Below are 22,000 nucleotides of genomic sequence, written 5' to 3' on the forward strand. Positions count from 1 at the left end.
GGAGGTGTATCCGTGACAGAAGTCGCCATCGCCCTGAACACCACCGCGAACATGATCGGGTTCGCGCAGGGGCAGGCCAAGGGCCTGACGGACGGGGTGTTCCAGGTCAACGGGTTCAGCAACGCCGGGTTCCGGACCGAGGTGCCGCTGAACCAGTTGGTCTCACCGGTGCCGATCGCCCACGGCCAACTCGTCATGGTCCAGGGCGGCCAGTCCCGGCAGCACGTCTACTGGCTGCGCTACCTGCGCCGGGGCATCGGGGTCACCGACAAGAAGCGGGTCTGCGTGGAGCTGTTGGTGCGCTTCACGACCTTCGACTACGTCCCGAAGGACGGCGAGGGTGGCCCGACCGCGCAGGAGCGGGCGATCCTGCGCGACTACCCGATCTGGGGGATCACCGACCTGAGCGTGTCGCTGATGGCGACGGGCCGGGGGCGCAACCCGTTCAACAAGTTCAACGAGTCCGGCAGCCTGACCTTCGACGTGGCCGCCGTCAACGACGGCATGCCCCACCTGCGGATCAACTACCGGGTGCAGCACCAGGCGAAGAACCTGCTGGGCGCGCCCCTCGGGTTGAGCCACAACGACGTCGGCGCGTTCCTGGTGCACAGCAACGGCAGCTTCGAGATCAACCCGGGGGAGGGGCGGACCGAGAAGCACTTCCGGATCACCCCGCTCAGCGGCAGCGTGCACGACCGCCCGACCCGGGTCGGGCCGGACGACGAGGACGGCCAGCCGGTCACGACCGGCGTGCTCAGGGCCCAACGCATCGAGCTGGGTGGGATCGACCACGGTGGCCGGATGCTCGACCCGCACGAGCACAAGGGCATGACGGTGATCGGCTTCGAGCGGATGGACGGCCCGAACACGGTCACCGTCGTCAACGACGGTCAACCGCCTGTGGTCGCCACGGCGGCCGACGGCGAGGGCCACGAGGCGTCGCTGCGGCTGGAGTACGTCCGCGACGGCGCGGTGCTGGGCCGGAAGGTCCGCACCAAGATCAAAGCGTTGCTGCTGCTGCGGTTCACCATGGTCCCGTACGTCACCGCGCCCGACCACGGCCACCGGCAGATCGTCTACGTGGGTGGGGTGCGTTACACCGCCTTCCGCAACGTCTCGCTGCGGGTGCTGGAGGTGGGGCGCGGCGATCCGGTGGTGGTCGGCGAGAAGGGCCGGCAGTACGACGTCGACGCGGTCAAGAACCGGCACCACGAGGAGTCGACGCTGTTCTTCGGGCCGTACGTCGAGGAGGTGCCGGGGCAGGTCGGGGTGCAGCTACGCATCGACTGGACGGCCGAACACGCCGGTGCCGACGGGCGGTCCCGCCAGCACAGCAACAGGGGGCAGTTCCGCCTCGGGATCGACCCGTCCGGCAGCCCGGTGCTCCGCCTGCTCGACGCCGACAGCAACAAGTACTTCACCGTCACGGGCTGAGCGGGAGACGACCGATGAACTATCCAGAGACCTTCGACACCACCGGCCCGACCGGCCTCGACGACGCGTACGCCTATCTGAGCTGGGCGGCGGTCAGCGCGCACGGCATCCTCGCCGAGCAGCCGGAGGCCGGCTGGGAGCAGGTGCCGGACCTGCTCGGGCAGGGCTGGGGCGACCCCGGGTGGTACCAGCGCAACGGCTGGCTGGCCGACTTCTACGACAGCGTCTACCACCACGCCAGCTCCTACCCACCGGTGCAGATCTTCGCCGTCGACGAGCTGGGGGAGCCGGCGACGGAGATGGCCCGGGTGATCGACTCGGTGACCCAGAACTGGATCGCCGCCGCCCACCAGGCCGCCGCCCACGACGGCTACGACCAGGCCGGCTACGACCAGGCCGGGCAGGACCAGGCCGGGCACGACTACGGGCAGCAGGACCACGACGGGTCGGCCTACGACCAGCACGGCTACGACCAGCAGGACCACGACCAGGACGGCTACGGGCGGCAGGACCACGGGCCGGACGGGTCGGCGTACCCCACCGGGCAGTCGGAACCGGCCGATCAGGTCGGGTCGGACGACCAGGTCGAGCCGGTCGGGCCGACGCCGGAGCCGCTCGTCGACCTCGACCCGGACGCCGCCCGGGAGGTGCTCGACCGGGTGGTCGACGACGAGGTGGACGATCTCTCCGTGGCCGACCAGCGGGTCCTGGCCACGGTGCTGACCGTCGAGAGGTTCCAGTACCTGGCCCGCGAGTACGACCTGGTGTGACCCGACCGGTGCCGGGCCGGGAGCGCGCCGCCAGCGGCTCCCGGCCCGCCACCGGCGGGCCCGATGGACCGACCGGCCATCGTCGCGCCCGGGCCCCGTCGACCGGTCGAGCAGGGACGTCACCTCGTGACCAGCATCGAGTACGAGCCGGAGGAACTGTCCGGCAACCGGTTCGCCGTGACCGGCTTCCGGGACGCCTGCCTGCCGGTCGGGGAGTTCCTCGCCGACGACCTGTGGCCCGGCGAGTTCGACGGCGCGGTGTGGCTGGACCGGGGCGCCCGGACCCACCGGCACTGCTACTGGCTGCGCTACCGCTACCGGGGGCCGGCGGGCCGCAAGCTGGTCGCGGCGGAGTTCCTGGTCCGGTTCGACACCTTCCCCTACCAGCCCCGCCCCCGCACCGACCGGTACTCGCCCCGTTCGGCGGCACCGCTGCCGGGCCTGTGGGGGATCGAGAACCTCAGTATCTCGCTACGGGACACCGGGGCCGGCGGCCGGAACCCGTTCAACAAGTTCAACGACCCCGGCCACCTCGTCTTCGAGCCGACGATGGTGCTCGCCCCCGCCGCCGGCGCCGGGGCCCCGGTGCCGGCGATCCGGGTCGGGTACCGGGTCCGGCACGCGGAGAACCAGGTGCTCGGTCCGGCGGTCGCCCCCGGTCACCAGGAGACCGGGGCGCTGACCGTGCACAGCGACGGCGGGATCACGCTGGAACCGGCGTCCGGACCGTCCTCGTGGCGGCTGGTCCCGGTCAGCGGCGCGGTGCACGGGCGACCGCTGGTCGGGGCCGACCCGCCGCCCACCCGCAGCCTCACCGTCTACCGGGCGACAGGCGTCACCGTCCCGCCGCCGGTGACCGCGATGCGGGTGCTGACCGGCCGGGCCCGCCGGGGCGCGGTCGAGGTGCAGGGATTCGAGCGGGTGGCCGGCCCGCCGCAGATCGAGGTGTGGCACGACGGGCATCCGCGCTGGCACCGCGCGTCGATGGGCGTCGACACCCGGGACGACGGGATGATCGTGGAGTACGCCCGGCCCGGCGACCCGGCCGAGGGCCCGAGGGCCGGGCGGGTCCGGGCCCGCCTCGCGTTGCGCCTGCTCACCTGCTCGTACCTGGTCGAGTCGAACGAGTTCGCCGACGCCGTGGTCTTCCACCACGGCCGCCGGCACCCCGGGTTCGCCGACGTGTCACTGCGCCCGCTGCCCGACGACGCCGACCCCACCCCGCCCGGGGCGGTCGGCTCGCGGCTGCGGTTCGTCCCCGAGTGGTACGACGGCCCGGACGGCGACGTGCCGGGCCTGCTCGTCCGCTGGTCGGAGGTGGCGGTGGCCCCGGCCACGGGCCCCGGCACCCCGCTCGGCGGCGCGTTCCTGATCACCGTGGACGCCTCCGGCGGGCCACTGGTCCGCTTCGGCGACGAGCAGACCTTCCGGCACCTGACCGTGACGAACTGAGGAGGACACCGTGCCGAGTCGGATGCGGCTGGTCGGCTACCGGCCCGACCCGCCGGTGGGTGACGCCTTCACGGTGACCGGGTTCGGCGGCGCGGGTTTCCCCGAGCAGGCGACGCTGCGGGACCTGGTCACCCCGGCGCAGCCCTACCTCGCCGGCACCGGGATGGTTCGGGGCGACCAGCGGCGGCGGCACTCGTACTGGCTGCGCTACCTGCGTCGGCGGGGCGGTCCGACCGGCCCGAAGCGGGTCTGCGTGGACCTGCTGGTCCGGTTCACCACCTTCGACTACGTGGCCGCCGACGTCGGGGCCGGCCCGGCGTCGTCCCGGCAGGCCGCGCTGGTGTCCTTCCCCTGCTGGGGCGTCGCCGACCTGAGCGTGTCGCCGCACGCCGTCACGGGCGGTCGCAACCCGTTCAACAAGTTCAACGAGGTGGGTTCGCTGGTCTTCACCGCCCGGCTGGAGGCCGGCCACGGGACGATGCCGGCGGTCCGGGTCGGCTACCGGGTGCACCACGAGCGGACCACTGTCGACGGGGTGCCGCTGACCCCGGAACACGACGAGGTGGGGTCGTTCCTGGTGCACAGCGACGGGCTGTTCGAGGTGGCCGACCGGTCCCTGGCGACCCGGACCCACTTCCTCGTCACACCTGTCGACGCCGGGGTGCACGACCGGCCGCCGGTGCCCCCGGCGGACGCCCGGCGACCCGGCGGGGCCCGCCCGGTGTGGCACGCGACCGGGCTCACCGCCGCCCCGGCCGAGCTGGCCGCGCCCCGGCTGACGCCGTACGCCGACGACACCGTCGTGGTGACCGGCTTCGACGGGCTGGACGGCCCGCAGACGCTGACGGTCCGTGACGCGGCCGGCGAACAGCGGACGGCGATGCTGGACGCGGCGGCCCCGGAACCCGGCGCGTTGCTGCTCGCCTACCGGGCCGACCGGGGGCCGGGCCGGGCCGGTGGCGTCCGGCTGTTGCTGGGGCTCCGGTTCACCATGCACCGGTTCCTGGTCGCCCCGGCCGGGGTCGACCGTGGCAGCGTCCACCGGCCCCCCGAGGACGACGACGCGCACGTCGACGCCTACTACGGCGACGACCCGACGGCGAACCGGGAGGCGTGGCCGGTGCTGTGGCACCGGGGGCGACGGCACACCGGCCTGCGGCAGGTCGCGCTCCTGGTGTCCGGCACCGACGGCGGGCCCGGCCCGGACGCCGTGCGCAACAGCACCGGCGCGTGGACGCGGCTGGTCCTCAGCCCCGACTGGGAACCGGGCGGCGACGACCACCCGCCGCGACTACGGATCGGCTGGCACGTCTCGTACCGGGACGACACCGTCCCGGTCGAGGGCCGGCTGGCGTTCGACGTGGACGCGGCCGGCCGGCCGACCCTGACCCCGCTGGACGACGAGAGCCGCCGCCGGTTCACCGTGACGGGCTGACCGGCAGGTCCTCGTCGCGGGCGGGCCGCAGCCGTCGGGACAACTCGGCGATCTCCCGTCGGTACGTCGCCTGCTGGGCCGCGTCGACGCCACCGTCCGCGCCGAGCGCCACCAGCAGCCGCAACGCGCGGACCTGGCCGAGCAGGTGACCGGTCTCCCGGTGGGTCGCCAACGCCTCCTCGGCGGTGCGGGCGGCGGTCGCCGGGCCGGTGGCCCGCAGCGCCTCGGCCGCCACCATCAGCGCGTGCCCCTCCCAGACCCGGTAGCCGGCGGCGCGGGCCACCGCGCGGGCCTGCCGGGCGAGCGTGACCGCCTCCGTCGGATCGGTGTCCCGGTGCACCTCGGCCAGTCCGATGAGCGCCTCGACCTCCTCACCCCGGGCCCCGCCGGCGCGGGCGAGTTCGAGCGCCCACCGGTGTTCGGTGGTCGCGGCCGGATCACCGTTGCGTAGGTGGATCGCGCCCAGCACGTTGCGGGCGGCGGCCTGCTGGGCGGGATCGCCGATCAGGTCGGCGAGGGCCAGCGCGGCGTTCGCCAGCTCGGTCGCCGGGCCCAGGTCACCGGTCTGCGCGCGTAGCGCCGCCAGCCGGCGCAGACTCTCCGTCTCGGTCGGCCGGTAGCCGGTGCGCCGGCTCAGCTCCAGCGCCTCCCGCAGGTGGTCGAGAGCCTCGTCGTGCTGGCCGAGGGCGTGCTGCACCTCGCCCAGGTTGCTCAGGCTGATCCCGGTGCTCATCCACATCCCGGTGCTGCGGGTCAACGCCAACGCCTGCCGGAACACCTCGGCGGCCTCGCGGAGCCGTCCCATGTCGCGGTAGATCACCCCGAGGTTGCCGAGGCTGGTGCTGAGCCGTTCCGGGCCGCCGAGACGTTCGTGGATGCTCACCGCGAGCCGGGTCAGCTCGGCCCCCTCGGCCAGCCGGCCGGCCCGCAGGTGCACCAGCCCGCAGGTGCCGTACGCCGCCGCCAGGCCCTCCGGCCAGGCCGCCCGGTGCGCCGCGTCGATCATCGCGGTGGCGTGGGACAGGCCCACCCCGTACTCGCCGCGACGCAGGTGCAGGCTGGCCAGCCCGAGCCGGCTCGCGGCCTCGCCGGCATGGTCGCCGGCCTGCTGCGCGGCGCGCAGCGCGCTGGTGGCGGCGACCAGGCCGTCGCTGTGCGGACGGAACTGGAAGTAGCCGCGCAGCGAGTCCGGGATCCGCCAGGCGGCCGGGTCGGCGTTGTTCTCGGCGGCGTGCGCGATCACCCGCATCAGGTTGGTGTGCTCCTCCTCCAGCCAGGCCATCGCCCCGGCGGAGGTGGGGAACGGCGACGTCCCGGCCGCCGGTCCGGTCCCGTCGGGCGGCAACCGCACCAGGTGCGGGTAGACGGCGACGGCGGCGGCGTCGGTGCGCTGGCGGTACCAGCCGTAGAGGCGCTGCGTGGCGGCCCGCAGCTCCGGCCCGGGGTCCTCGGCGGTGGCCCGTTCCCCGGCGTAGAGCCGCAGCAGGTCGTGGAAGGCGTACCGGCCGGGTGCCACCTGCCCGACGAGGTGCGCGGCGGCGAGCCGGTCCAGCTCGCGGGAGGCCGTCGGCTCGTCGATCCCGGCCAGCGCGGCGGCGGCGGCCACCGTGACGTCCGTCCCCGGTGCCGTGCCCAGCAGCCGGAACAGCCGCCGCGCCGGGGCGGGCAGGGCGGCGTACGACAGGTCGAACGCCGCCCGGACGGCCGCCTGGTCGTCGCCCTCGATGCGCAGGCCGGCGAGCTGGTTGCCGGCGGTCAGCCGGGCGGTGTGCGCGCTGATCGACTGGTCCGGCTGGTCGATCAGGTTGGCGGCGGCGATCCGCAGGGCCAGCGGCAGCCGGGCGCAGACCGTCGCCAGCTCGGCGATCTCGGTGGCGCGGGCGACCCGTTCGGTCGGGATGATCCGGGTGAGCAGGGTGCTGGCCTCGGCGGCGGTGAGCACGTCGAGGTCGATGCGGCGTGCGCCGTCGACAGCGACGAGCCCGCTGAGCCGGTCCCGGCTGGTGATCAACGCGAGGCAGCCGGCGCTGCCCGGCAGCAGCGGGCGCACCTGGTCGGCGCTGGCGGCGTTGTCCAGCACCACCAGCATCCGGCGGCCGTCCAGCATGGTACGCAGCAGCGCGGCGGCCTGCCCGGCGTCGACGGGCACCTGCTCGGCCGGCACCCCGAGCGCGTGCAGGAACCCGGCCAGGGCCTCCTCCTCGCGTACCGGGCTGGCCGTCGAGTAGCCGCGCAGGTTGACGTAGAGCTGCCCGTCGGGGAAGTGCCGACGGACCCGGTGGGCCCAGTGCACCGCCAGGGCGGTCTTGCCGACCCCGGCCATCCCGGTGATGGCGGAGATGACCACCGGCCCCCGGGCCGCCGTCTCCCCGGTGAGCAGCGCGTCGAGCGCGGCCATCTGGGTGCCGCGCCCGGTGAAGTAGGCGACGTCGGGGGGTAGCTGTGCCGGCGGGCGGTGGCTGGGCGGGCGGGCCGGCGGCGCTCCCTCGGGCCGGTGCGGTGCGGCCCCGGGGCGTACGGCCGGGGCGTCACCGGCGGCCGGGCGGGCGACCACCCGGGGCAGATCCTGACGCAGGATGCGCAGCTGCGCCTCGCGCAGTTCCGGGCCGGGTTCCACGCCGAGCTGCTCGGCGAGGCGGTCCCGCAGCTTGCGGTGCAGCGTCAGCGCCCGGGCCTGCTGGCCGCAGGCGGCGAGGGCGAGCATGAGCCGGGCGTGCACCTGTTCGTGCAGGGGTTCGTGGCGGGCCACCGCGTGCAGCTCCCGGACCGCCCGGTCGGGCAGTCCCAGGTCGACGGCGAGCGTCGCGTAGGTGACGGCGGTGGCGATGCGGCGTCGGTTCAGGGCGGCGGCGGTCGGGTGCTGGGCCAGGCTCGGCGCCGCGTCGGCCAGGACCGGCCCGCGCCACAGCGCCAGTGCGCCGGCCAGCCGGTCCAGGCTGGCCAGGTCGCCGGCGACGCTGCCCTCGGCGCGTTCGATCACGGTGGCGAACTCGCTCAGGTCGAGCTGGGTGGGTTCGACCCTGAGCCGGTAGCCGCCGCCGACGTGGGTGATGGTGGTGCCGGTGTTCCCGGGCCGGTCCAGCACCCGGCGCAGCCGGGCGACATAGGTGTGCACGAGGTTGAGGCAGCTGTCCGGCGGGTCGTGGCCCCAGAGCACGTCGACGATCTCGTGGCGGGACACGATCGTGTCCGGGTGCAGGGCGAGCAGGCCGAGCAGCATCCGTTGCCGGTTCGCGCCGAGCGCGACCGGTTCGGCCCCGATCTGGATGCGCAGCGGGCCGAGCACGTCGATGCGGAGGGTGGGTGCCGACGCGGCGGGTGGTGCGGGGCCGGGCGGCTTGAGGTGGGGCAGCCCGACGGCGTCGGCGATGCGCCGGAGGGATTCGGCGCGCGGGTTGCGGACCCGGCCCTGTTCGATGTCGCGCACCGCCCGGACACTGATTCCTGCCCGTTCGGCCAACTGCTCCTGGGTCAACCCGGCACCCAGTCGTCGTCGTCGGATCTCACCACCGCTGTCGGCCATCAACGGGCCTCCCTGTCATGGCTGCGCGTCCTTCCCACCAGCGCGGCCAGCACATGATTCTGCCGGTTGACCGGTCGGATGACCATGATCTTCGACACTCATTCACCGGGTGACACACCGGCGAAACCTGCCGATCGGGCAGCAGCGGTCGCCCGTCGGGGCAACGGTTCTGCCGGTTCTGCCGGTGCTCCCGTGGCTCACTTTTGGACGGTCGTGTATTTGGGCAGCTCAAAACGTTGCTGGTTGGCAAGGATGTCGATGCGATGGCGTCCAGTCGGCCTCCAGTGCGCGGCCGGCCGCCGTCTCTACCGTGGACGACGGACACCGCCACCACCGCTGGCCGGTGTCCACCTCGGCGAAGCGACTTGCACCCGGTCACGGAACCGCCCGGCACCGGCCTCCGGACCACCGATCTGTCCCCCTGCTGAACGGCAGCCTGGCGGCTGACGCTCGACTCAGCCCGGAAGCTAAGGAACCGCCATGAACGGACGTGCCCAGACCTATATCCGTACCCCCGATCCGATCTCCACGGCCGGGATCACCGCGGCGTTGCGGGGCCGGGCCGAGATCGAGGTCGTGCCCGCGCAGATGATCACCGCCGAGACCGTCGGCGTGGTCGCCGCCGACACCCTCGACCGGGACACGCTCGACGTGCTCCGGGCCGTACGCCGGCTGGGCTGCCGACGGTTCGTGCTGGTCGCCGCCGTCGAGTCGGACTCGGCGCTGATCCCCGCCGTGGAGCTGGGGGTACGCGCCCTCGCCTCGCGCACCGAGGCGACAGGCCACCGGCTGGCCCAGCTCGTGGTCAGCACCGCCTCCGGTGGCGCGGCGATGCCCCCGGAGGTGCTCGGGCTGCTGGTCAAGCAGGTGACCCGGCTCCAGCAGACGGTGCTCGCCCCGCGCGGCATCGACGTCAACGGGCTCTCGGTGCGGGAGAGCGAGATCCTGCGGCTGGTGGCGGACGGGATGGACACCCGGGAGGTGGCGACCCGGTTGAGCTACTCGGAGCGGACCGTCAAGAACGTGCTGCACGACATCACCAGCCGGTTCCAGCTGCGCAACCGTACGCACGCGGTAGCGTACGCGGTCCGGGAGGGGCTGATCTGACTGTCGAGGAGGACCCGACGTGACGGAGGGACGCGCCGACGGGCGGCGGGTGACCCACGACGACCTGGGCGCCTGGCTGATCAAGGGCAACGCCGACCTGGTCGACCTCGCCGGCCGGTTCGCCCGCGACCCCCGGGTGACGGGCTGGTGCGTCCGCCCCGGCTACCGGGCCCGGCTGATGCGGGCCGGTCAGCCCGTGGTGTTCTGGGCCAGCGGCAGCCGGGGGCGGTTGCCGTACGGCGTCTGGGGGATCGGCCGGCTCACCGGTGAGCCGGTGCCCGGCGGGGAGCCCGGGTCACCCTGGACGGTGCCGCTGGACCTGACCGTGCTGCCCGGACCCCGCCGGCTGCACCGGGACCGCCTGCGCGCCGACCCCCGGCTGGCCGGGCTGGAGGTGTTCCGCCAGCCGCAGGCGGCCAACCCGTCGTACCTGACCCGGGCGCAGTTCACCGCGCTCACCGACCACCTCACCGCCGGGCCCTGCCCCTGACCGGCGGTCCCCCACCAACCTCGTCCTCGACGACCTGACCGACCTGGCACCCGGCCCCGGGCAGGTGCGCATCACGGTGGCGGCGAGCGGGGTCCCGCGGCCCCGCTTCGCGGCAGCGGTGGCCGATGAGCCGCGCCGATGTAACGATATTTGTGGGAAATGCGCTCCGCCGTATTCGCCCGCACGGGAACTCCGGTACCGCTTACGCTCTCCCGCATCGACGAGCGTCCGTCCCGGTACGGCCGGCGGGTGTCGGACCCGAGCGAGGGGGCGGGTCCGACGGCTGTGGACGCCGTCGGCTCCACGGCCACCCGCCCCGGCGGGCTAGCGGCAGCGCGCGGGGTTCCCGGCGGACCTCCGCCGGGGGCCCCGACCCGACGCGCGGACGGCGGCCGGCGGCACCCGCCGCCAGCCGCCGGCACGTGCGCGACCCGGGCCGGCGGTGCCCCGGGCCAGACGTGGTCAGCCGGGAAGCTGGTCGACCCGGGTGAGCACCTCGTCGATCAGGCCGTACTCCCGGGCCTGCTCGGCGGTGAACCACCGGTCCCGGTCCCAGTCGGCCTGGATCTCGTCGAGGGTGCGCCCGCTGTGCCGGGCGATCAGCTCCTGCATGGTCCGCTTCACGTGCAGCATGTTCTCCGCCTGGATGGTGATGTCGGCGGCGGTGCCCCCCATCCCCCCGGACGGCTGGTGCATCATGATCCGCGCGTGCGGCAGGGCGAACCGCTTGCCGGCCGCCCCCGCGCAGAGCAGGAACTGCCCCATCGAGCCGGCCAGCCCCAACGCCAGGGTGGCCACGTCGTTGCGGACGTACCGCATGGTGTCGTAGACGGCCATGCCGGCGCTGACCGAACCACCTGGCGAGTTGATGTAGAGGTAGATGTCCCGCTCGCTGTCCTCGGCGGCGAGCAGCAGGATCTGTGCGCAGATCTGGTTGGCCGAGGCGTCGGTGACCTCGGTGCCGAGGAAGATGATGCGTTCCCGCAGCAGCCGCTCGAAGACCTGGTCGCCGAAGGCCGGCTGCCCGCCGTCCAGCATCCGCACGTCGTACCCGATCATGGTGACCACCCTCCGCGTCGCCGGCGGGCGACCTCGCTCCGCCCCGGGAACCGGCGGGTCCAGCCTGCGCCGTCGGGTGGTCACCGCCCCAGCCTTTCTGCCCCCGGCAGATCCGCCCTCGGCAGAACCGGGCCGGCCTACCCGACCGGCAGCCGCCGCCGGCCCGTCCGGGTCCACCGCCGCGCCGGCACCCCGGCGGTACGCGCAGCGGGGCGGGCGGTCGACGCCACGGCGGCCCCCCGGGCGGGCGTGGCGACCGTCGTCACCGCGAACCCGATCGCGCGTCCCCCGACGGTCGACGGCATGCCGCCGCCACGGGTCGACAACATGCCGCCGGGGATCGACCCGGTGCCGCCGCCGAGGGTCGCGGGCCGGCCGGCGACCGGGCGGCCGAACCCCGTGACGGGGCGGCCGAAGCCGATGGTGGGCCGACCGGCCGCCAGGTGGGCGGCGGTGCCGTCGCGGCGGGCGGCCGGCACCCGGTCCAGCCGGGCCAGGCCACCGCCCGGTGGCACGGGCACCCGACGCTCGACCCGGCGTAGCTCGTCGCGGGCCTCTTCGAGCAGGTCGGACAGGTTGATCCCGAGCGCCCGGCAGATCGCCGCCAGCACCTCGGAGGAGGCTTCCTTGCGCCCGCGCTCGACCTCGGAGAGATAGGGCAGGGACACTCCGGCCGCGGCGGCCACCTCGCGCAGGGTGCGGCCCTGGCGCAGGCGTACCCGGCGCAGCACGCCACCGATCACCCGACGCAGCAGCGACATGCGGGCCTCCTCGTGGCCGGTCTCCCGGGACCCTCCCATCATGCCGGTTTCCCGGGCCCGGCACCGCCCGCGGCAGCGGTGAGGGGGCGTTCACCGCTGGTAGGGTCGGCGACCCGGCCGGTCGGTCCGCCTGCCAACCGCTATGTTGTGCTCGTGCAGGCGACCCAGGGGGAGCAGGACCGACCGTGATCCATTTCCCGGCGCAGCGGCGGGGTCCGCTCAGCGCCTTGAGTCTCCGCCTGGCCGCCGCCCTGGGCCTGGTCCTGCTCACCGTCGCGGTGGTCTACCTGGACCGTGGCGGCTACCGCGACGTGGACGAGAACGGGCTGACCCTGCTCGACTGCTTCTACTACGCGGTGGTCACCCTCTCCACCACCGGGTACGGCGACATCACCCCGTACGACCAGTCCGCCCGGTTGGTGAACGTCCTGTTCATCACCCCGGCCCGGGTGATCTTCCTGATCATCCTGGTCGGCACCACCCTGGAAGTCCTGACCGAGCAGTACCGGACCGGCCGTCGGCTGGGGCGGTGGAGGAGAACCGTGAAGGACCACGTCATCATCTGCGGCTACGGCACCAAGGGCCGCAGCGCGGTCTCCGCCCTGCTGGAGAACGGGCTGGACAAGTCCCGGATCGTGGTGGTGGAGCGCAGCGGGACGGCGCTGCGGCAGGCCACCTCGGCCGGACTGGTCGCGATCGAGGGTTCCGCCACCCGCTCGTCGGTGCTGGAGGAGGCGCACGTCCGCAACGCCAAGGCGGTCATCATCGCCACCGACAGCGACGACGCCTCGGTGCTGGTGGCGCTGACCACCAGGCAGCTCACCGCCGGTCAGGTACGCATCATCGCCGCCGTACGGGAGGCCGAGAACGCCCCGCTGCTGCGGCAGAGCGGCGCGCACCACGTGATCGTGTCGTCGGCGACCGCAGGTCGGCTGCTCGGCCTCTCGACCTCCGCACCGCCCCTGATCGACGTGGTGGAGGACCTGCTCACCCCCGGGCAGGGCATGGCGCTGGCGATGCGTTCCGCCGAGCGGCACGAGGTCGGCAAGTCCCCCCGCGAGCTGGAGTCCCTGGTCATCGCCCTGGTACGGCGGGGCAAGGTGGTCACCCTGGCCGACCGGGCCGGCGCGGTGATCGAGACCGGCGACATGCTGGTGCACGTCCGCGACGACCGCCCGACCGCCACCGCCACCCCCTCCTGACCGACCCGTAGCGCCTCCCGCGCCTCCGTACCGCCATCCGGCGGTCCCGCCGACGCCGACGTGGCCGTGCCCCGACCCCGGGACACGGCCACGTCGCACCGGCCGGTCGACTAGCCGATCGTCCAGGTGTCGCCGGTGTGGAGGAGGGTGGTGAGTTGTTGTTCGGGGGTGTCGGTGGTGGTGTTTTTGGCGGTGGTGATTTGGTGGTTGATGGTGGTGTCGTAGGTGGGGCGTTGGGTTTGGCGGAGGATGCCGATGGGGGTGTGGCGGTGGTCGTGTTGGGGGAGGCGGGTGAGGGCGAAGGCGTAGGTGGGGTCGGTGGTGGTGGTGTCGTGGATGAGGATGTCTTCCGGGGGGGTGGTGGTGGTGTCGCGGATTTCGAGGTTGAAGCTGTGGGGTGGGTGGACGAGGCAGTGTTGTTTGTTGCGGCCGAAGGTGATGGGTTGGCCGTGTTCGAGGGGGATGAGGTAGTCGTCGCGGGTGTCGGGTTGTTTGAGTTGGTCGAAGGCGCCGTCGTTGAAGATGTTGCAGTTTTGGTAGATCTCGACGAAGGCGGTGCCGTGGTGTTCGGCGGCGGCGCGGAGGATGGTTTGGAGGTGTTTGCGGTCGGAGTCGATGGTGCGGGCGACGAAGGTGGCTTCGGCGCCTAGTGCCAACGACAACGGGTTGAAGGGGGCGTCGGCGGAGCCGGCGGGGGTGGATTTGGTGATTTTGCCGGTTTCGCTGGTGGGGAGTATTGGCCTTTGGTGAGGCCGTAGATGCGGTTGTTGAAGAGCAGGATTTTGAGGTTGACGTTGCGGCGTAGGGCGTGGATGAGGTGGTTGCCGCCGATGGACAGGGCGTCGCCGTCGCCGGTGACGACCCAGACGGACAGGTCGGGGCGGGTGATGGACAGTCCGGTGGCGATGGCGGGGGCGCGGCCGTGGATGGAGTGCATCCCGTAGGTGTTCATGTAGTAGGGGAAGCGGGATGAGCAGCCGATGCCGGAGATGAAGACGGTGTTCTCGCGGCCGATGTTCAGTTCGGGCATGAATTGTTGGACGGCGGCGAGGATGGCGTAGTCGCCGCAGCCGGGGCACCAGCGGACTTCCTGGTCGGATTTGAAGTCTTTGGTGGTGAGTTTCACGGCGACGGGTTCAGGCATTTTTGCAGACCTCTTCCAGCATCGTCTCCAGTTCGGCGGCGGTGAAGGGTAGGCCGCGGACCTGGTTGTAGGTGATCGCGTCGGTCAGGTAGCGGGCGCGGATGACCTGGGCGAGTTGGCCGAGGTTCATCTCGGGGATGACGACGCGGTCGTAGGCGGCGAGGACGTCGCCGAGGTTGGCGGGTAGGGGGTTGAGGTGGCGTAGGTGGGCTTGGGCGATGGGGTGGCCGCGGTGGCGCAGGGTGCGGCAGGCGGCGCCGATCGGGCCGTAGGTGGAGCCCCAGCCGAGCACGAGGGTCCGGGCGGTGCCGTCGGGGTCGTCGACGTCGATGTCGGGCACGGTGATGGCCTGGATGCGGGCGGCGCGGGTGCGGACCATGTAGTCGTGGTTGGCCGGGTCGTAGGAGATGTCGCCGGTCTTGTCGGCTTTCTCCAGGCCGCCGATGCGGTGTTCCAGGCCGGGGGTGCCGGGGACGGCCCAGGGGCGGGCCAGGGTGTCGGGGTCGCGGAGGTAGGGCAGGAACGTGACGCCGTCGTCGCCGTTGGGTGTGGTGGCGAACTCGACGCGTAGGTCGGGCAGGTCGTCGACGGCGGGCAGCAGCCAGGGTTCGGAGCCGTTGGCGACGTAGTTGTCCGACAGCAGGATCACCGGGGTGCGGTAGGTCAGGGCGATCCGGGCGGCTTCGAGGGCGGCGTGGAAACAGTCCGACGGTGACTTCGCGGCGATCACCGCGACCGGCGCCTCGCCGTGGCGGCCGTGTAGGGCCATGTTCAGGTCGGCCTGTTCGGTTTTCGTGGGCAGGCCCGTGGACGGGCCGGCGCGTTGCACGTCCACGATCACCAACGGCAACTCCAGGGCGACGGCCAGGGAGATCGTCTCGGACTTCAACGCCACACCCGGGCCGCTGGTCGTGGTCACCCCCAGGGCGCCGCCGTAGGAGGCGCCCAGCGCGGCGCCGACCGCGGCGATCTCGTCTTCGGCCTGCATCGTGACCACACCGAGCCGCTTGTGTTTCGACAACTCGTGCAGGATGTCCGACGCCGGGGTGATCGGGTACGCGCCGAGGAACACCGGCAGGCCCGACCGCACCCCCGCCGCGACCAACCCCAACGACAAAGCGGCGTTACCGGTGATGTTGCGGTAGGTGCCCGGCACCATCCTCGCCGGTTTCACCTCGTACCGCACCGAGAAACTGTCGGTGGTCTCGCCGTAGTTCCAGCCCGCCTTGAACGCCGCGATGTTCGCCGCCACCAGATCCGGACGCTTGACGAACTTCCGCTCCAAAAACCGTAGCGTCGACTCGTACGGGCGGGAGTACATCCACGACAACAACCCCAGAGCGAACATGTTCTTCGCCCGCTCGGCGTCCTTCTTCGACACCGCCAACTCCGCCAACGCGCCCACCGTCATCGACGTCAACGCCACCGGATGCACCACGAACCCGTCCAACGACCCGTCCTCCAACGGGCTCACCGCATACCCGACCTTCACCAGGTTCCGACGCGTGAACTCGTCGGTGTTCACGATGATGTCCGCACCCCGACGCAGATCACCCAGATTCGCCTTCAACGCCGCCGGATTCATCGCCACCAACACGTTCGGCGCGTCCCCCGGCGTCAAAATATCGTAATCCGCGAAATGCACCTGGAAACTCGACACCCCCGGCAACGTCCCCGCAGGCGCCCGAATCTCCGCCGGGAAATTCGGCAACGTCGAAATATCATTACCCAACTGCGCCGTCTCCGAGGTGAACCTGTCCCCCGTCAACTGCATCCCATCACCCGAGTCACCAGCAAACCGGATCACCACCCGGTCCAACTGACGGATCTGCTTGGTCACGCCTGCACCTCGCTTCGCTCGGCCCCGCCGCGCGTGCGGCTGCACATGATGGTGACCTCGCCTTGCCCGGCCACGCGACCTCCCTGATGCGCCGCTGCGCCCGGTCCGCCCGTGGCGGGCCGGACCGCTGTCATCTCTCACCTCCGAGCCTACGTCCCGGGCTTAGGGCATCCTTGGTGGAGGTCCGACACCTGGGAACCGGATCGGCGAAATCTGTACGGCTATGCGGTGTTTTGTCATGCACGCCGTAATCGATATCACCGCGACCGTCCGGACGGCCCCCTCCACCCGCCCCGACCGCCGGCAGGTCAGGTCGGCCGGCCGGGCGGTGGGTCCCCCGCCACCTCGGCCGAGCGCCGACGCAGCGCGCCGGTCGCCAGCACGAGGGCCAGCACCACCAGCAGGACGGAGACCGTGATCAGCGCGAGCGCGGTCCGCTGCGCGGAGGACATCCCGCTCAGCGCGACCGTCCCGCCCTGCGCCGCGATCAACCCCTGCGAACCGGTCGGCGCGGGGACGCCCGCCGGCGGGGTGGACAGCGCCGCGGCGGCGGTGATCCGGAAGCTCATCTGGACCTGCCGGGCCGGCCCGCTCTCCGGGTCCAACCAGCCGGTCAGCGCCCCGGCCAGCGGGGCCTCGCGCTGGGCGTCCGGGGTGGCGGCGACCGTGAACCGGAGCGTCTGCGTCCGCCCCGCCGGCAGCACGCCGAGGTCGCAGCGGGTGCGCGTCGGGGCCAGCGGCGCACAGCCGGCCGGCGGGTCCAGCACGCTCACCCCCTCCGGCAGGGTCACCTCGACCCGTCCGGCCGCCGGCACCCGGCCGGTGTTGCCCAGGTGGGCGGTCAGCACGGTGGGCCCGCCGCTGATGTCGAAGGCCACCTCGTCGGCGTCGAGCAGTATCCCGGGCACCGGCGGGCCGGGCGGGAAGAGCACCGCGAACCCCTGGTCGTCCTGCGCGGTGCCGCCGTCCGGGCCGGTCGCGGTGACCCGTACCGCGCCGCTGAGGGGCATCCGCTGCCAGGCGGTGCCGCTGACCCGTACCCGGATCATGCTGCTGAACTGGTCGCCCGGCGCGGTGGCCCATTCGCCGCAGTGCCATCCTCCGTCGCCGGTGGCCCCGCAGCCCGGCGTCCCGGCGTCGGTGAGCCCGGCCGGCAGCGTGTAGGCCAGCCGGAGCCGCGCCGGCACGGACCCGGTGTTGGTGACGGTGACCCGCAGCGCGGTGACCGTGCCGTCGGCTGCCCAGTAACCGTCGTCGAGGGTCACGTCCCCGGTGCCCACCCGGACCCCGATCCGGTCGCCGCCCGGCTGGCCGGGGCGGGTGGGTCGGCCGGGCAGCGGCGGCCGGGCGGTCGGCACGGTGGTGGCCGTCGGCGCGGGTGCGGTGGTCGGCGGTGGGGTGCCGGTCGGCTCCGGCGCGGCGGTGGTCGGCTCCGGGTCCGGCGGCAGCGTCGGCGGCGCGCCGGTCGGGTCCGCCCCGGTGGCCGTCGGCTCGACCGGGGGCGTGGTCGAGTCGGTCGGGTCGCCGCCGGGGGTCCCGGCGTCGGTCGGGTCGGTCACCGCACGGGTCACCGTGGGTGAGGCCGCCAGGCCCGGTGTCACCCCGAGCGCGACCGCCAGCCCGGCCGCCAGGGTCGCCACGGCCAGAGCGGGGGTACGCCGGGCGAGGGACCGCCGGACGGTGCGCGCGTCCACGCCGGGCATCTGACCTCCGTGACTCTGGGTGAGAGTTCATTATTCGGTAACAGTTGCGGTGGGGCACTAGTACCAGCGGAAAATGTTCGGTGCCGGCCGGGCCGCCCTCGCCTCGTCCGGTGCGGCCCGCCGCCCGGTAGGCTCAGCCACCGTGACCGGTTACCTGGGCTCGTACGCGACGCTCGGGCTGCTGCTGCTCGCTGCCGCCCTCTTCTTCGTCACGGCGTTCTCGGCCAACCGGGTGTTACGTCCCGGCCGGCCGGCCGACCCGGTAGGCAAGCGGACCGGGTACGAGTGCGGCCTCGACCCCGTCGGCGGCGACTGGGCGCAGATGCAGATCCGCTACTACGTGTACGCGTACCTCTACGTGCTCTTCGCCGTCGAGGCGGTCTTCCTGTTCCCCTGGGCGATGGTCTTCGACCGGCCCGGGTTCGGCGCGGTGACGGTCGCCGAGATGGGCGTCTTCGTGGCCGTGGTCGCCCTCGGCATCCTCTACGCCTGGCGCAAACGCATCCTGAACTGGACCTGACCACCGCACCGGCCGGGCCGGGCCTGACCGGTCACCGCCGGCCGGGCCGGGCCACCCGGCGACAGTCAGGCCAGGCCGCGGCGGGTGAGCGTCGGCGGCCGGTCGCCCCGGATCGAGGCCACCATGTCCAGCACCCGCCGGGTGGGCAGCACCTGGTGGGCGCGGAACACCCGCGCGCCGAGCCAGGCCGACACCGCCGTCGCGGCCAGGGTGCCCTCCAACCGCTCCGGCACCGGCAGGTCCAGCGTCTCTCCGATGAAGTCCTTGTTCGACAACGCCACCAGCAGCGGCCAGCCGGTGCCGGCCAGTTCGGCCAACCGGCGGGTGATCTCCAACGAGTGCCTGGTGTTCTTGCCGAAGTCGTGCGCCGGGTCGACCAGGATGCCGTCGGGGCGTACCCCCAGGGACACCGCCCGTTCGGCGAGCCCGGTCACCGTCGCGACCACGTCGGCGACCACGTCGGTGAAGGCGGCCCGGTGCGGCCGGGTCCGGGGCGTCAGCCCGCCGGCGTGGGAGCAGACCAGCCCGACGCCGGTCTCGGCGGCCACCCGGGCGAGCGCCGGATCGGCCCCGGACCAGGTGTCGTTGAGCAGGTCCGCGCCGGCTGCCACCGCCTCGACGGCCACCTCGGCCCGCCAGGTGTCGATCGAGATGACCACCTCGGGGAACGCGGCCCGGACGGCGGCGATGGTGTCCACCGTCCGGCGGATCTCCTCGGCCACGTCGACCTCGTCGCCCGGCCCGGCCTTCACCCCGCCGATGTCGATGATCTCCGCGCCCTCGGTGACCGCCCGCTCCACCGCGCGCAGGGCGCTGTCCTGGGCGAAGGTCGCACCCCGGTCGAAGAACGAGTCCGGCGTCCGGTTGACGATCGCCATCACCACCGGCTGCCCCGGGGCGAAGGTCCGCCCCCCGAGTCGCAGCGCCCCGGCCAATTCCGCCTCCCGCAGGTCACCGGCCGGACGACCCGGCCGACGCCGACGCTATCCGGTCGCCCGACCCGCCCCCGGGGCGGTACGACCCCGGCGACCCGGCCCGTCGCCGGGCCGTTCCGGCCAGAAGATCGGTGACGATGATGGTGGTTGGGGTCGCTCCGGAGGGTGTCCCCGTGCCACGATCTCTCCATGGGTCAGACTCTGCTCATTCTGGTCGTCGCGTTGACCGTGGCGGCGGTCGTGTTCGGCGTGACGGTGCTGATCTCGGGTCGGGACGGCCTCGCGCCCGCCGAGCCCGACGGCAGAGCCGTCCCGCTGCCGGGTGGCCGCCCGCTGCGGGAGTCGGACGTCGGCGCGCTGCGCTTCGACACCGCCCTGCGCGGCTACCGGATGGACCAGGTCGACCAGGCGATGCGCCGGGCCGGCTACGACATCGGGTACAAGACCGAGCTGATCGGGGTGTTGGAGGCCGAGATCGCCGCGCTGCGGGAGGGCCGTACCGCCGACGCCGACGCGCTGCGCCGTACCCGGGAGGAAGCCGCGCGCACCGCGACCGACGCCTCCCCGACGCCCGCCGACGCCCCCGCCGACCCGGACGGGCCGGCCAGCGGGGCCGCGCCGACGGAGCCGGCGGCCGAAGGTGTCCGCCCGTCCGCCGACGCCGGCCCGCCGGCTGCCGCCACCGGCGACGCCACCCCGACCGACGGCCGCGCCGGGGACGACCGGGCGGGGGAGCCGGCCGGGGAGACCGACGCCGACCGTCCCGGCGGCGCGGTGGTCCGCCCGGAGCCGGTGTGACCGGACCCGATCCGGCCGGCGGCGGGTTGGCCGACGAGGCGGCCCAGCCCGGTGCCGGCGAGTTCACCGCCACGGTGATCGTCGACGCCCCCGCCGAGCGGGTCTTCGCCGCGCTCACCGACTGGGAGGGCCAGTCCGACTGGATTCCGCTGACCCGGGTCCGGGTGGTCGAGGGCGACGGCGGTGAGGGCAGCCTCGTCGAGGCGGTCACCGCGCTCGGCCCGGCGGCGCTGCGCGACGAGATGCGGGTGGTCCGGGTCGACGCCCCGTACGAGGTGGGCGTGGTGCACTGCGGCAAGCTCCTGCGCGGCCCGGGGGTGCTGCGCTGCACCCCGCTGGCCGACGACCGCACCCAGGTGGTCTGGCACGAGTGGTTCCACCTGCCCGGCGGCACGGCCGGCCGGGTCGCCTGGCCGCTGCTCTGGCCGGGTTCCAAGGCCAGCCTGACGCTCGCCCTGAAACGCTTCGCCCGCCTGGTCGAGTCCGGCCGGCTGCCCCGCCCGTCCACGCCCTGACACCCCGAGCGCGGCCGGCCGGGGCGCGGCACCCCGGCCCCGACGCCGCATGTCAGGCCCCTGGCCTAGCGTGTGACGGGTGACTGACCTGGTGACCGGCCCCGACGGCCTGCCCCGCTGCGCCTGGGGGGCGAGCACCCCGGACTACGCGATCTACCACGACACCGAGTGGGGCCGCCCGCTGCGCGGCGACGACGCCCTCTACGAACGGCTCACCCTGGAGGCGTTCCAGTCCGGGCTGTCCTGGCTGACCATCCTGCGCAAACGGCAGGCGTTCCGGCTCGCCTTCGCCGACTTCCGGATCGAGCGGGTCGCCGCGTTCGGCGACCCGGACGTGGCCCGGCTGCTCGCCGACGCGGGCATCGTCCGCAACCGCGCCAAGATCGAGGCGGCGATCGCCAACGCCCGCGCCGCGCTGACCCTGCCCGACGGGCTCTCCACCCTGCTCTGGTCGTACGCGCCGCCGCCCCGGCCGGCCCGGCCCGGGTCGTTCGCCGAGGTGCCGGCGTCGACCCCGGAGTCCGTCGCGCTGGCCAAGGCGCTCAAGAAGCAGGGCTTCCGCTTCGTCGGCCCCACCACGGCGTACGCGCTGATGCAGGCCACCGGCATGGTCGACGACCATCTCGCGGGCTGCCACGCCGGTGCCACGGTGGCCCGTGATGGGATGGGGTCATGACCGTGACCGACCACCGCAGCACCGGCCCGACGGACGTCGACGGCGGGCCGGGCGGCGACGCCTGGGCGGTGCTGCTCCCGGCCGGGCGGCACGACGCCGAACGCCTCGTCCACCACGACACCCTGGAACTGGCCGTCCCGCCCGGTGGGCCCGCCCCCCGCCCCGGCGACCGGGTGGCGGTGCTGGCCGACGGGCCGCCCCGGCTGGTGGCGCTGGGCCGGGTGGCCCGCACCGACGGGCGGGCGCTGCTGGTGACCTACACCAGGCGGTCGTTCGACGCGCCGGTGCCGGCCGGGCAGGTCGCCGTCGCCGGCCCGGTCACCCCGCTCGACCCGGGCACCTACCGCGAGCTTGTCGACCGGCTCGGTCCGCCGCCGTCGCGCCGGACCTGGCTGGTCAGCCTCGACCTGCCGATCGAGGCCGAGTCGCGGGCCGAGGCGGTCCGGCTCTTCTGGTCGTACGTGCAGGAGTTGGGCCCGGCCGAGCTGCCCGCCTTCGTCTCGCCCAGCGGCGACGAGCTGGCCATGCAGGCGTTCGTGCTGGGCGTCGAGGCCAACCAGGACCCGGAGGAGGACGACTAGCCGCCCGCCGACCGGGTATGGGCGCACCGGTGCCGGCGCGCGGTCGGCCGGTCGA

Annotated in this window: 18 protein-coding genes and 1 pseudogene; 12 read left to right on the top strand and 7 right to left on the bottom strand. The window is 73.6% G+C overall.

Annotated elements, in window-relative coordinates:
- The first annotated feature begins 12 nt into the window (after window positions 1-12).
- The 4 genes from Q2K16_RS24760 (at window position 13) to Q2K16_RS24775 (ending at window position 5,091) form a co-directional block, all read left to right on the top strand.
- The gene (locus Q2K16_RS24760; RefSeq protein WP_302740567.1) at window positions 13-1,434 is read left to right on the top strand and encodes a hypothetical protein; all 1,422 of its coding nucleotides are present in this window, start codon (window positions 13-15) and stop codon (window positions 1,432-1,434) included.
- A 14-nt stretch (window positions 1,435-1,448) separates the two neighbouring features.
- Entirely contained in the window at window positions 1,449-2,204 is a 756-nt protein-coding gene (locus Q2K16_RS24765; RefSeq protein WP_302740569.1) for a hypothetical protein, read from the top strand.
- A gap of 126 nt (window positions 2,205-2,330) precedes the next feature.
- Window positions 2,331-3,656: a hypothetical protein gene (locus Q2K16_RS24770; RefSeq protein WP_302740571.1), complete on the top strand. Its 1,326-nt coding sequence runs from the start codon at window positions 2,331-2,333 to the stop codon at window positions 3,654-3,656.
- A 10-nt stretch (window positions 3,657-3,666) separates the two neighbouring features.
- A complete protein-coding gene (locus Q2K16_RS24775; protein ID WP_302740573.1) occupies window positions 3,667-5,091 on the top strand; it encodes a hypothetical protein in 1,425 nt (474 codons plus the stop codon).
- Here Q2K16_RS24775 and Q2K16_RS24780 read toward each other — a convergent pair.
- Window positions 5,075-8,614, bottom strand: a complete 3,540-nt coding sequence (locus tag Q2K16_RS24780) for a BTAD domain-containing putative transcriptional regulator (protein ID WP_302740575.1) — start codon at window positions 8,612-8,614, stop codon at window positions 5,075-5,077. The two genes, Q2K16_RS24775 and Q2K16_RS24780, sit on opposite strands and share 17 nt — an antisense overlap.
- Before the next feature lie 480 nt (window positions 8,615-9,094).
- Between Q2K16_RS24780 and Q2K16_RS24785 the strand changes: the two genes are divergently transcribed.
- Entirely contained in the window at window positions 9,095-9,721 is a 627-nt protein-coding gene (locus tag Q2K16_RS24785) for a helix-turn-helix transcriptional regulator (protein ID WP_208565759.1), read from the top strand.
- Between the two features lie 19 nt (window positions 9,722-9,740).
- Window positions 9,741-10,211, top strand: coding sequence for an EVE domain-containing protein (locus tag Q2K16_RS24790; RefSeq protein WP_302740578.1), 471 nt, complete (start codon window positions 9,741-9,743; stop codon window positions 10,209-10,211).
- Between the two features lie 462 nt (window positions 10,212-10,673).
- On the opposite strand, the gene Q2K16_RS24795 is transcribed toward Q2K16_RS24790, so the two are convergent.
- On the bottom strand, window positions 10,674-11,270 hold the full coding sequence (locus Q2K16_RS24795) for an ATP-dependent Clp protease proteolytic subunit (protein WP_204928582.1): 597 nt from the start codon (window positions 11,268-11,270) through the stop codon (window positions 10,674-10,676).
- A 137-nt stretch (window positions 11,271-11,407) separates the two neighbouring features.
- Window positions 11,408-12,031 carry a helix-turn-helix domain-containing protein gene (locus Q2K16_RS24800; protein WP_302746595.1) on the bottom strand — a complete coding sequence of 208 codons (624 nt, stop codon included), beginning with the start codon at window positions 12,029-12,031 and terminating at the stop codon, window positions 11,408-11,410.
- Between the two features lie 185 nt (window positions 12,032-12,216).
- Here Q2K16_RS24800 and Q2K16_RS24805 point away from each other — a divergent pair, with 185 nt between their 5' ends.
- Complete coding sequence (locus tag Q2K16_RS24805; protein WP_302740582.1) at window positions 12,217-13,233, top strand: potassium channel family protein; 1,017 nt, start codon at window positions 12,217-12,219, stop codon at window positions 13,231-13,233.
- Window positions 13,234-13,343: 110 nt separating this feature from the next.
- Here Q2K16_RS24805 and Q2K16_RS24810 read toward each other — a convergent pair.
- From Q2K16_RS24810 to Q2K16_RS24820, 3 genes and pseudogenes are all read right to left on the bottom strand, one after another.
- Window positions 13,344-14,377: pseudogene (locus tag Q2K16_RS24810) on the bottom strand (2-oxoacid:ferredoxin oxidoreductase subunit beta).
- Window positions 14,370-16,217: a 2-oxoacid:acceptor oxidoreductase subunit alpha gene (locus Q2K16_RS24815; RefSeq protein WP_302740584.1), complete on the bottom strand. Its 1,848-nt coding sequence runs from the start codon at window positions 16,215-16,217 to the stop codon at window positions 14,370-14,372. Before Q2K16_RS24815 ends, Q2K16_RS24810 begins: the two are co-directional and overlap by 8 nt.
- 308 nt (window positions 16,218-16,525) lie before the next feature.
- Window positions 16,526-17,920 (bottom strand): hypothetical protein, encoded by a 1,395-nt coding sequence (locus Q2K16_RS24820; protein WP_302740585.1) that lies wholly within the window; start codon window positions 17,918-17,920, stop codon window positions 16,526-16,528.
- A gap of 142 nt (window positions 17,921-18,062) precedes the next feature.
- On the opposite strand from Q2K16_RS24820, the gene ndhC reads away from it, so the two are divergent.
- The gene (gene ndhC / locus Q2K16_RS24825) at window positions 18,063-18,440 is read left to right on the top strand and encodes an NADH-quinone oxidoreductase subunit A (protein ID WP_302740586.1); all 378 of its coding nucleotides are present in this window, start codon (window positions 18,063-18,065) and stop codon (window positions 18,438-18,440) included.
- Window positions 18,441-18,505: 65 nt separating this feature from the next.
- Here the strand turns inward: ndhC and folP are convergent, their stop codons facing one another.
- Window positions 18,506-19,375, bottom strand: a complete 870-nt coding sequence (gene folP / locus Q2K16_RS24830) for a dihydropteroate synthase (RefSeq protein ID WP_302740587.1) — start codon at window positions 19,373-19,375, stop codon at window positions 18,506-18,508.
- A gap of 189 nt (window positions 19,376-19,564) precedes the next feature.
- Here folP and Q2K16_RS24835 point away from each other — a divergent pair, with 189 nt between their 5' ends.
- The 4 genes from Q2K16_RS24835 to Q2K16_RS24850 all read left to right on the top strand — a co-directional run bounded on the left by Q2K16_RS24835 (window position 19,565) and on the right by Q2K16_RS24850 (window position 21,945).
- Window positions 19,565-20,173, top strand: coding sequence for a DivIVA domain-containing protein (locus tag Q2K16_RS24835; RefSeq protein WP_302740589.1), 609 nt, complete (start codon window positions 19,565-19,567; stop codon window positions 20,171-20,173).
- Entirely contained in the window at window positions 20,170-20,688 is a 519-nt protein-coding gene (locus Q2K16_RS24840; protein WP_302740591.1) for an SRPBCC family protein, read from the top strand. The genes Q2K16_RS24835 and Q2K16_RS24840 overlap by 4 nt, the downstream gene beginning before the upstream one ends.
- A 79-nt stretch (window positions 20,689-20,767) precedes the next feature.
- A complete protein-coding gene (locus tag Q2K16_RS24845) occupies window positions 20,768-21,364 on the top strand; it encodes a DNA-3-methyladenine glycosylase I (protein WP_302740593.1) in 597 nt (198 codons plus the stop codon).
- Entirely contained in the window at window positions 21,361-21,945 is a 585-nt protein-coding gene (locus Q2K16_RS24850; protein WP_302740595.1) for a hypothetical protein, read from the top strand. Before Q2K16_RS24845 ends, Q2K16_RS24850 begins: the two co-directional genes overlap by 4 nt.
- Window positions 21,946-22,000: the final 55 nt, after the last annotated feature.

The sequence above is a fragment of the Micromonospora cynarisoli genome, assembly GCF_030518815.1.
Lineage (GTDB): Bacteria > Actinomycetota > Actinomycetes > Mycobacteriales > Micromonosporaceae > Micromonospora > Micromonospora wenchangensis.

What these genes read in the sequence shown, in the direction of transcription:
- Q2K16_RS24820 (WP_302740585.1), bottom strand. Translation starts at nt 17,920, where the DNA reads ATGCCCGGCGTGGACGCGCGCACCGTCCGGCGGTCCCTCGCCCGGCGT.
- Q2K16_RS24765 (WP_302740569.1), top strand. Translation starts at nt 1,449, where the DNA reads ATGAACTATCCAGAGACCTTCGACACCACCGGCCCGACCGGCCTCGAC.
- Q2K16_RS24835 (WP_302740589.1), top strand. Translation starts at nt 19,565, where the DNA reads ATGGGTCAGACTCTGCTCATTCTGGTCGTCGCGTTGACCGTGGCGGCG.
- Q2K16_RS24780 (WP_302740575.1), bottom strand. Translation starts at nt 8,614, where the DNA reads ATGGCCGACAGCGGTGGTGAGATCCGACGACGACGACTGGGTGCCGGG.
- Q2K16_RS24800 (WP_302746595.1), bottom strand. Translation starts at nt 12,031, where the DNA reads ATGTCGCTGCTGCGTCGGGTGATCGGTGGCGTGCTGCGCCGGGTACGC.
- Q2K16_RS24795 (WP_204928582.1), bottom strand. Translation starts at nt 11,270, where the DNA reads ATGATCGGGTACGACGTGCGGATGCTGGACGGCGGGCAGCCGGCCTTC.
- Q2K16_RS24850 (WP_302740595.1), top strand. Translation starts at nt 21,361, where the DNA reads ATGACCGTGACCGACCACCGCAGCACCGGCCCGACGGACGTCGACGGC.
- Q2K16_RS24785 (WP_208565759.1), top strand. Translation starts at nt 9,095, where the DNA reads ATGAACGGACGTGCCCAGACCTATATCCGTACCCCCGATCCGATCTCC.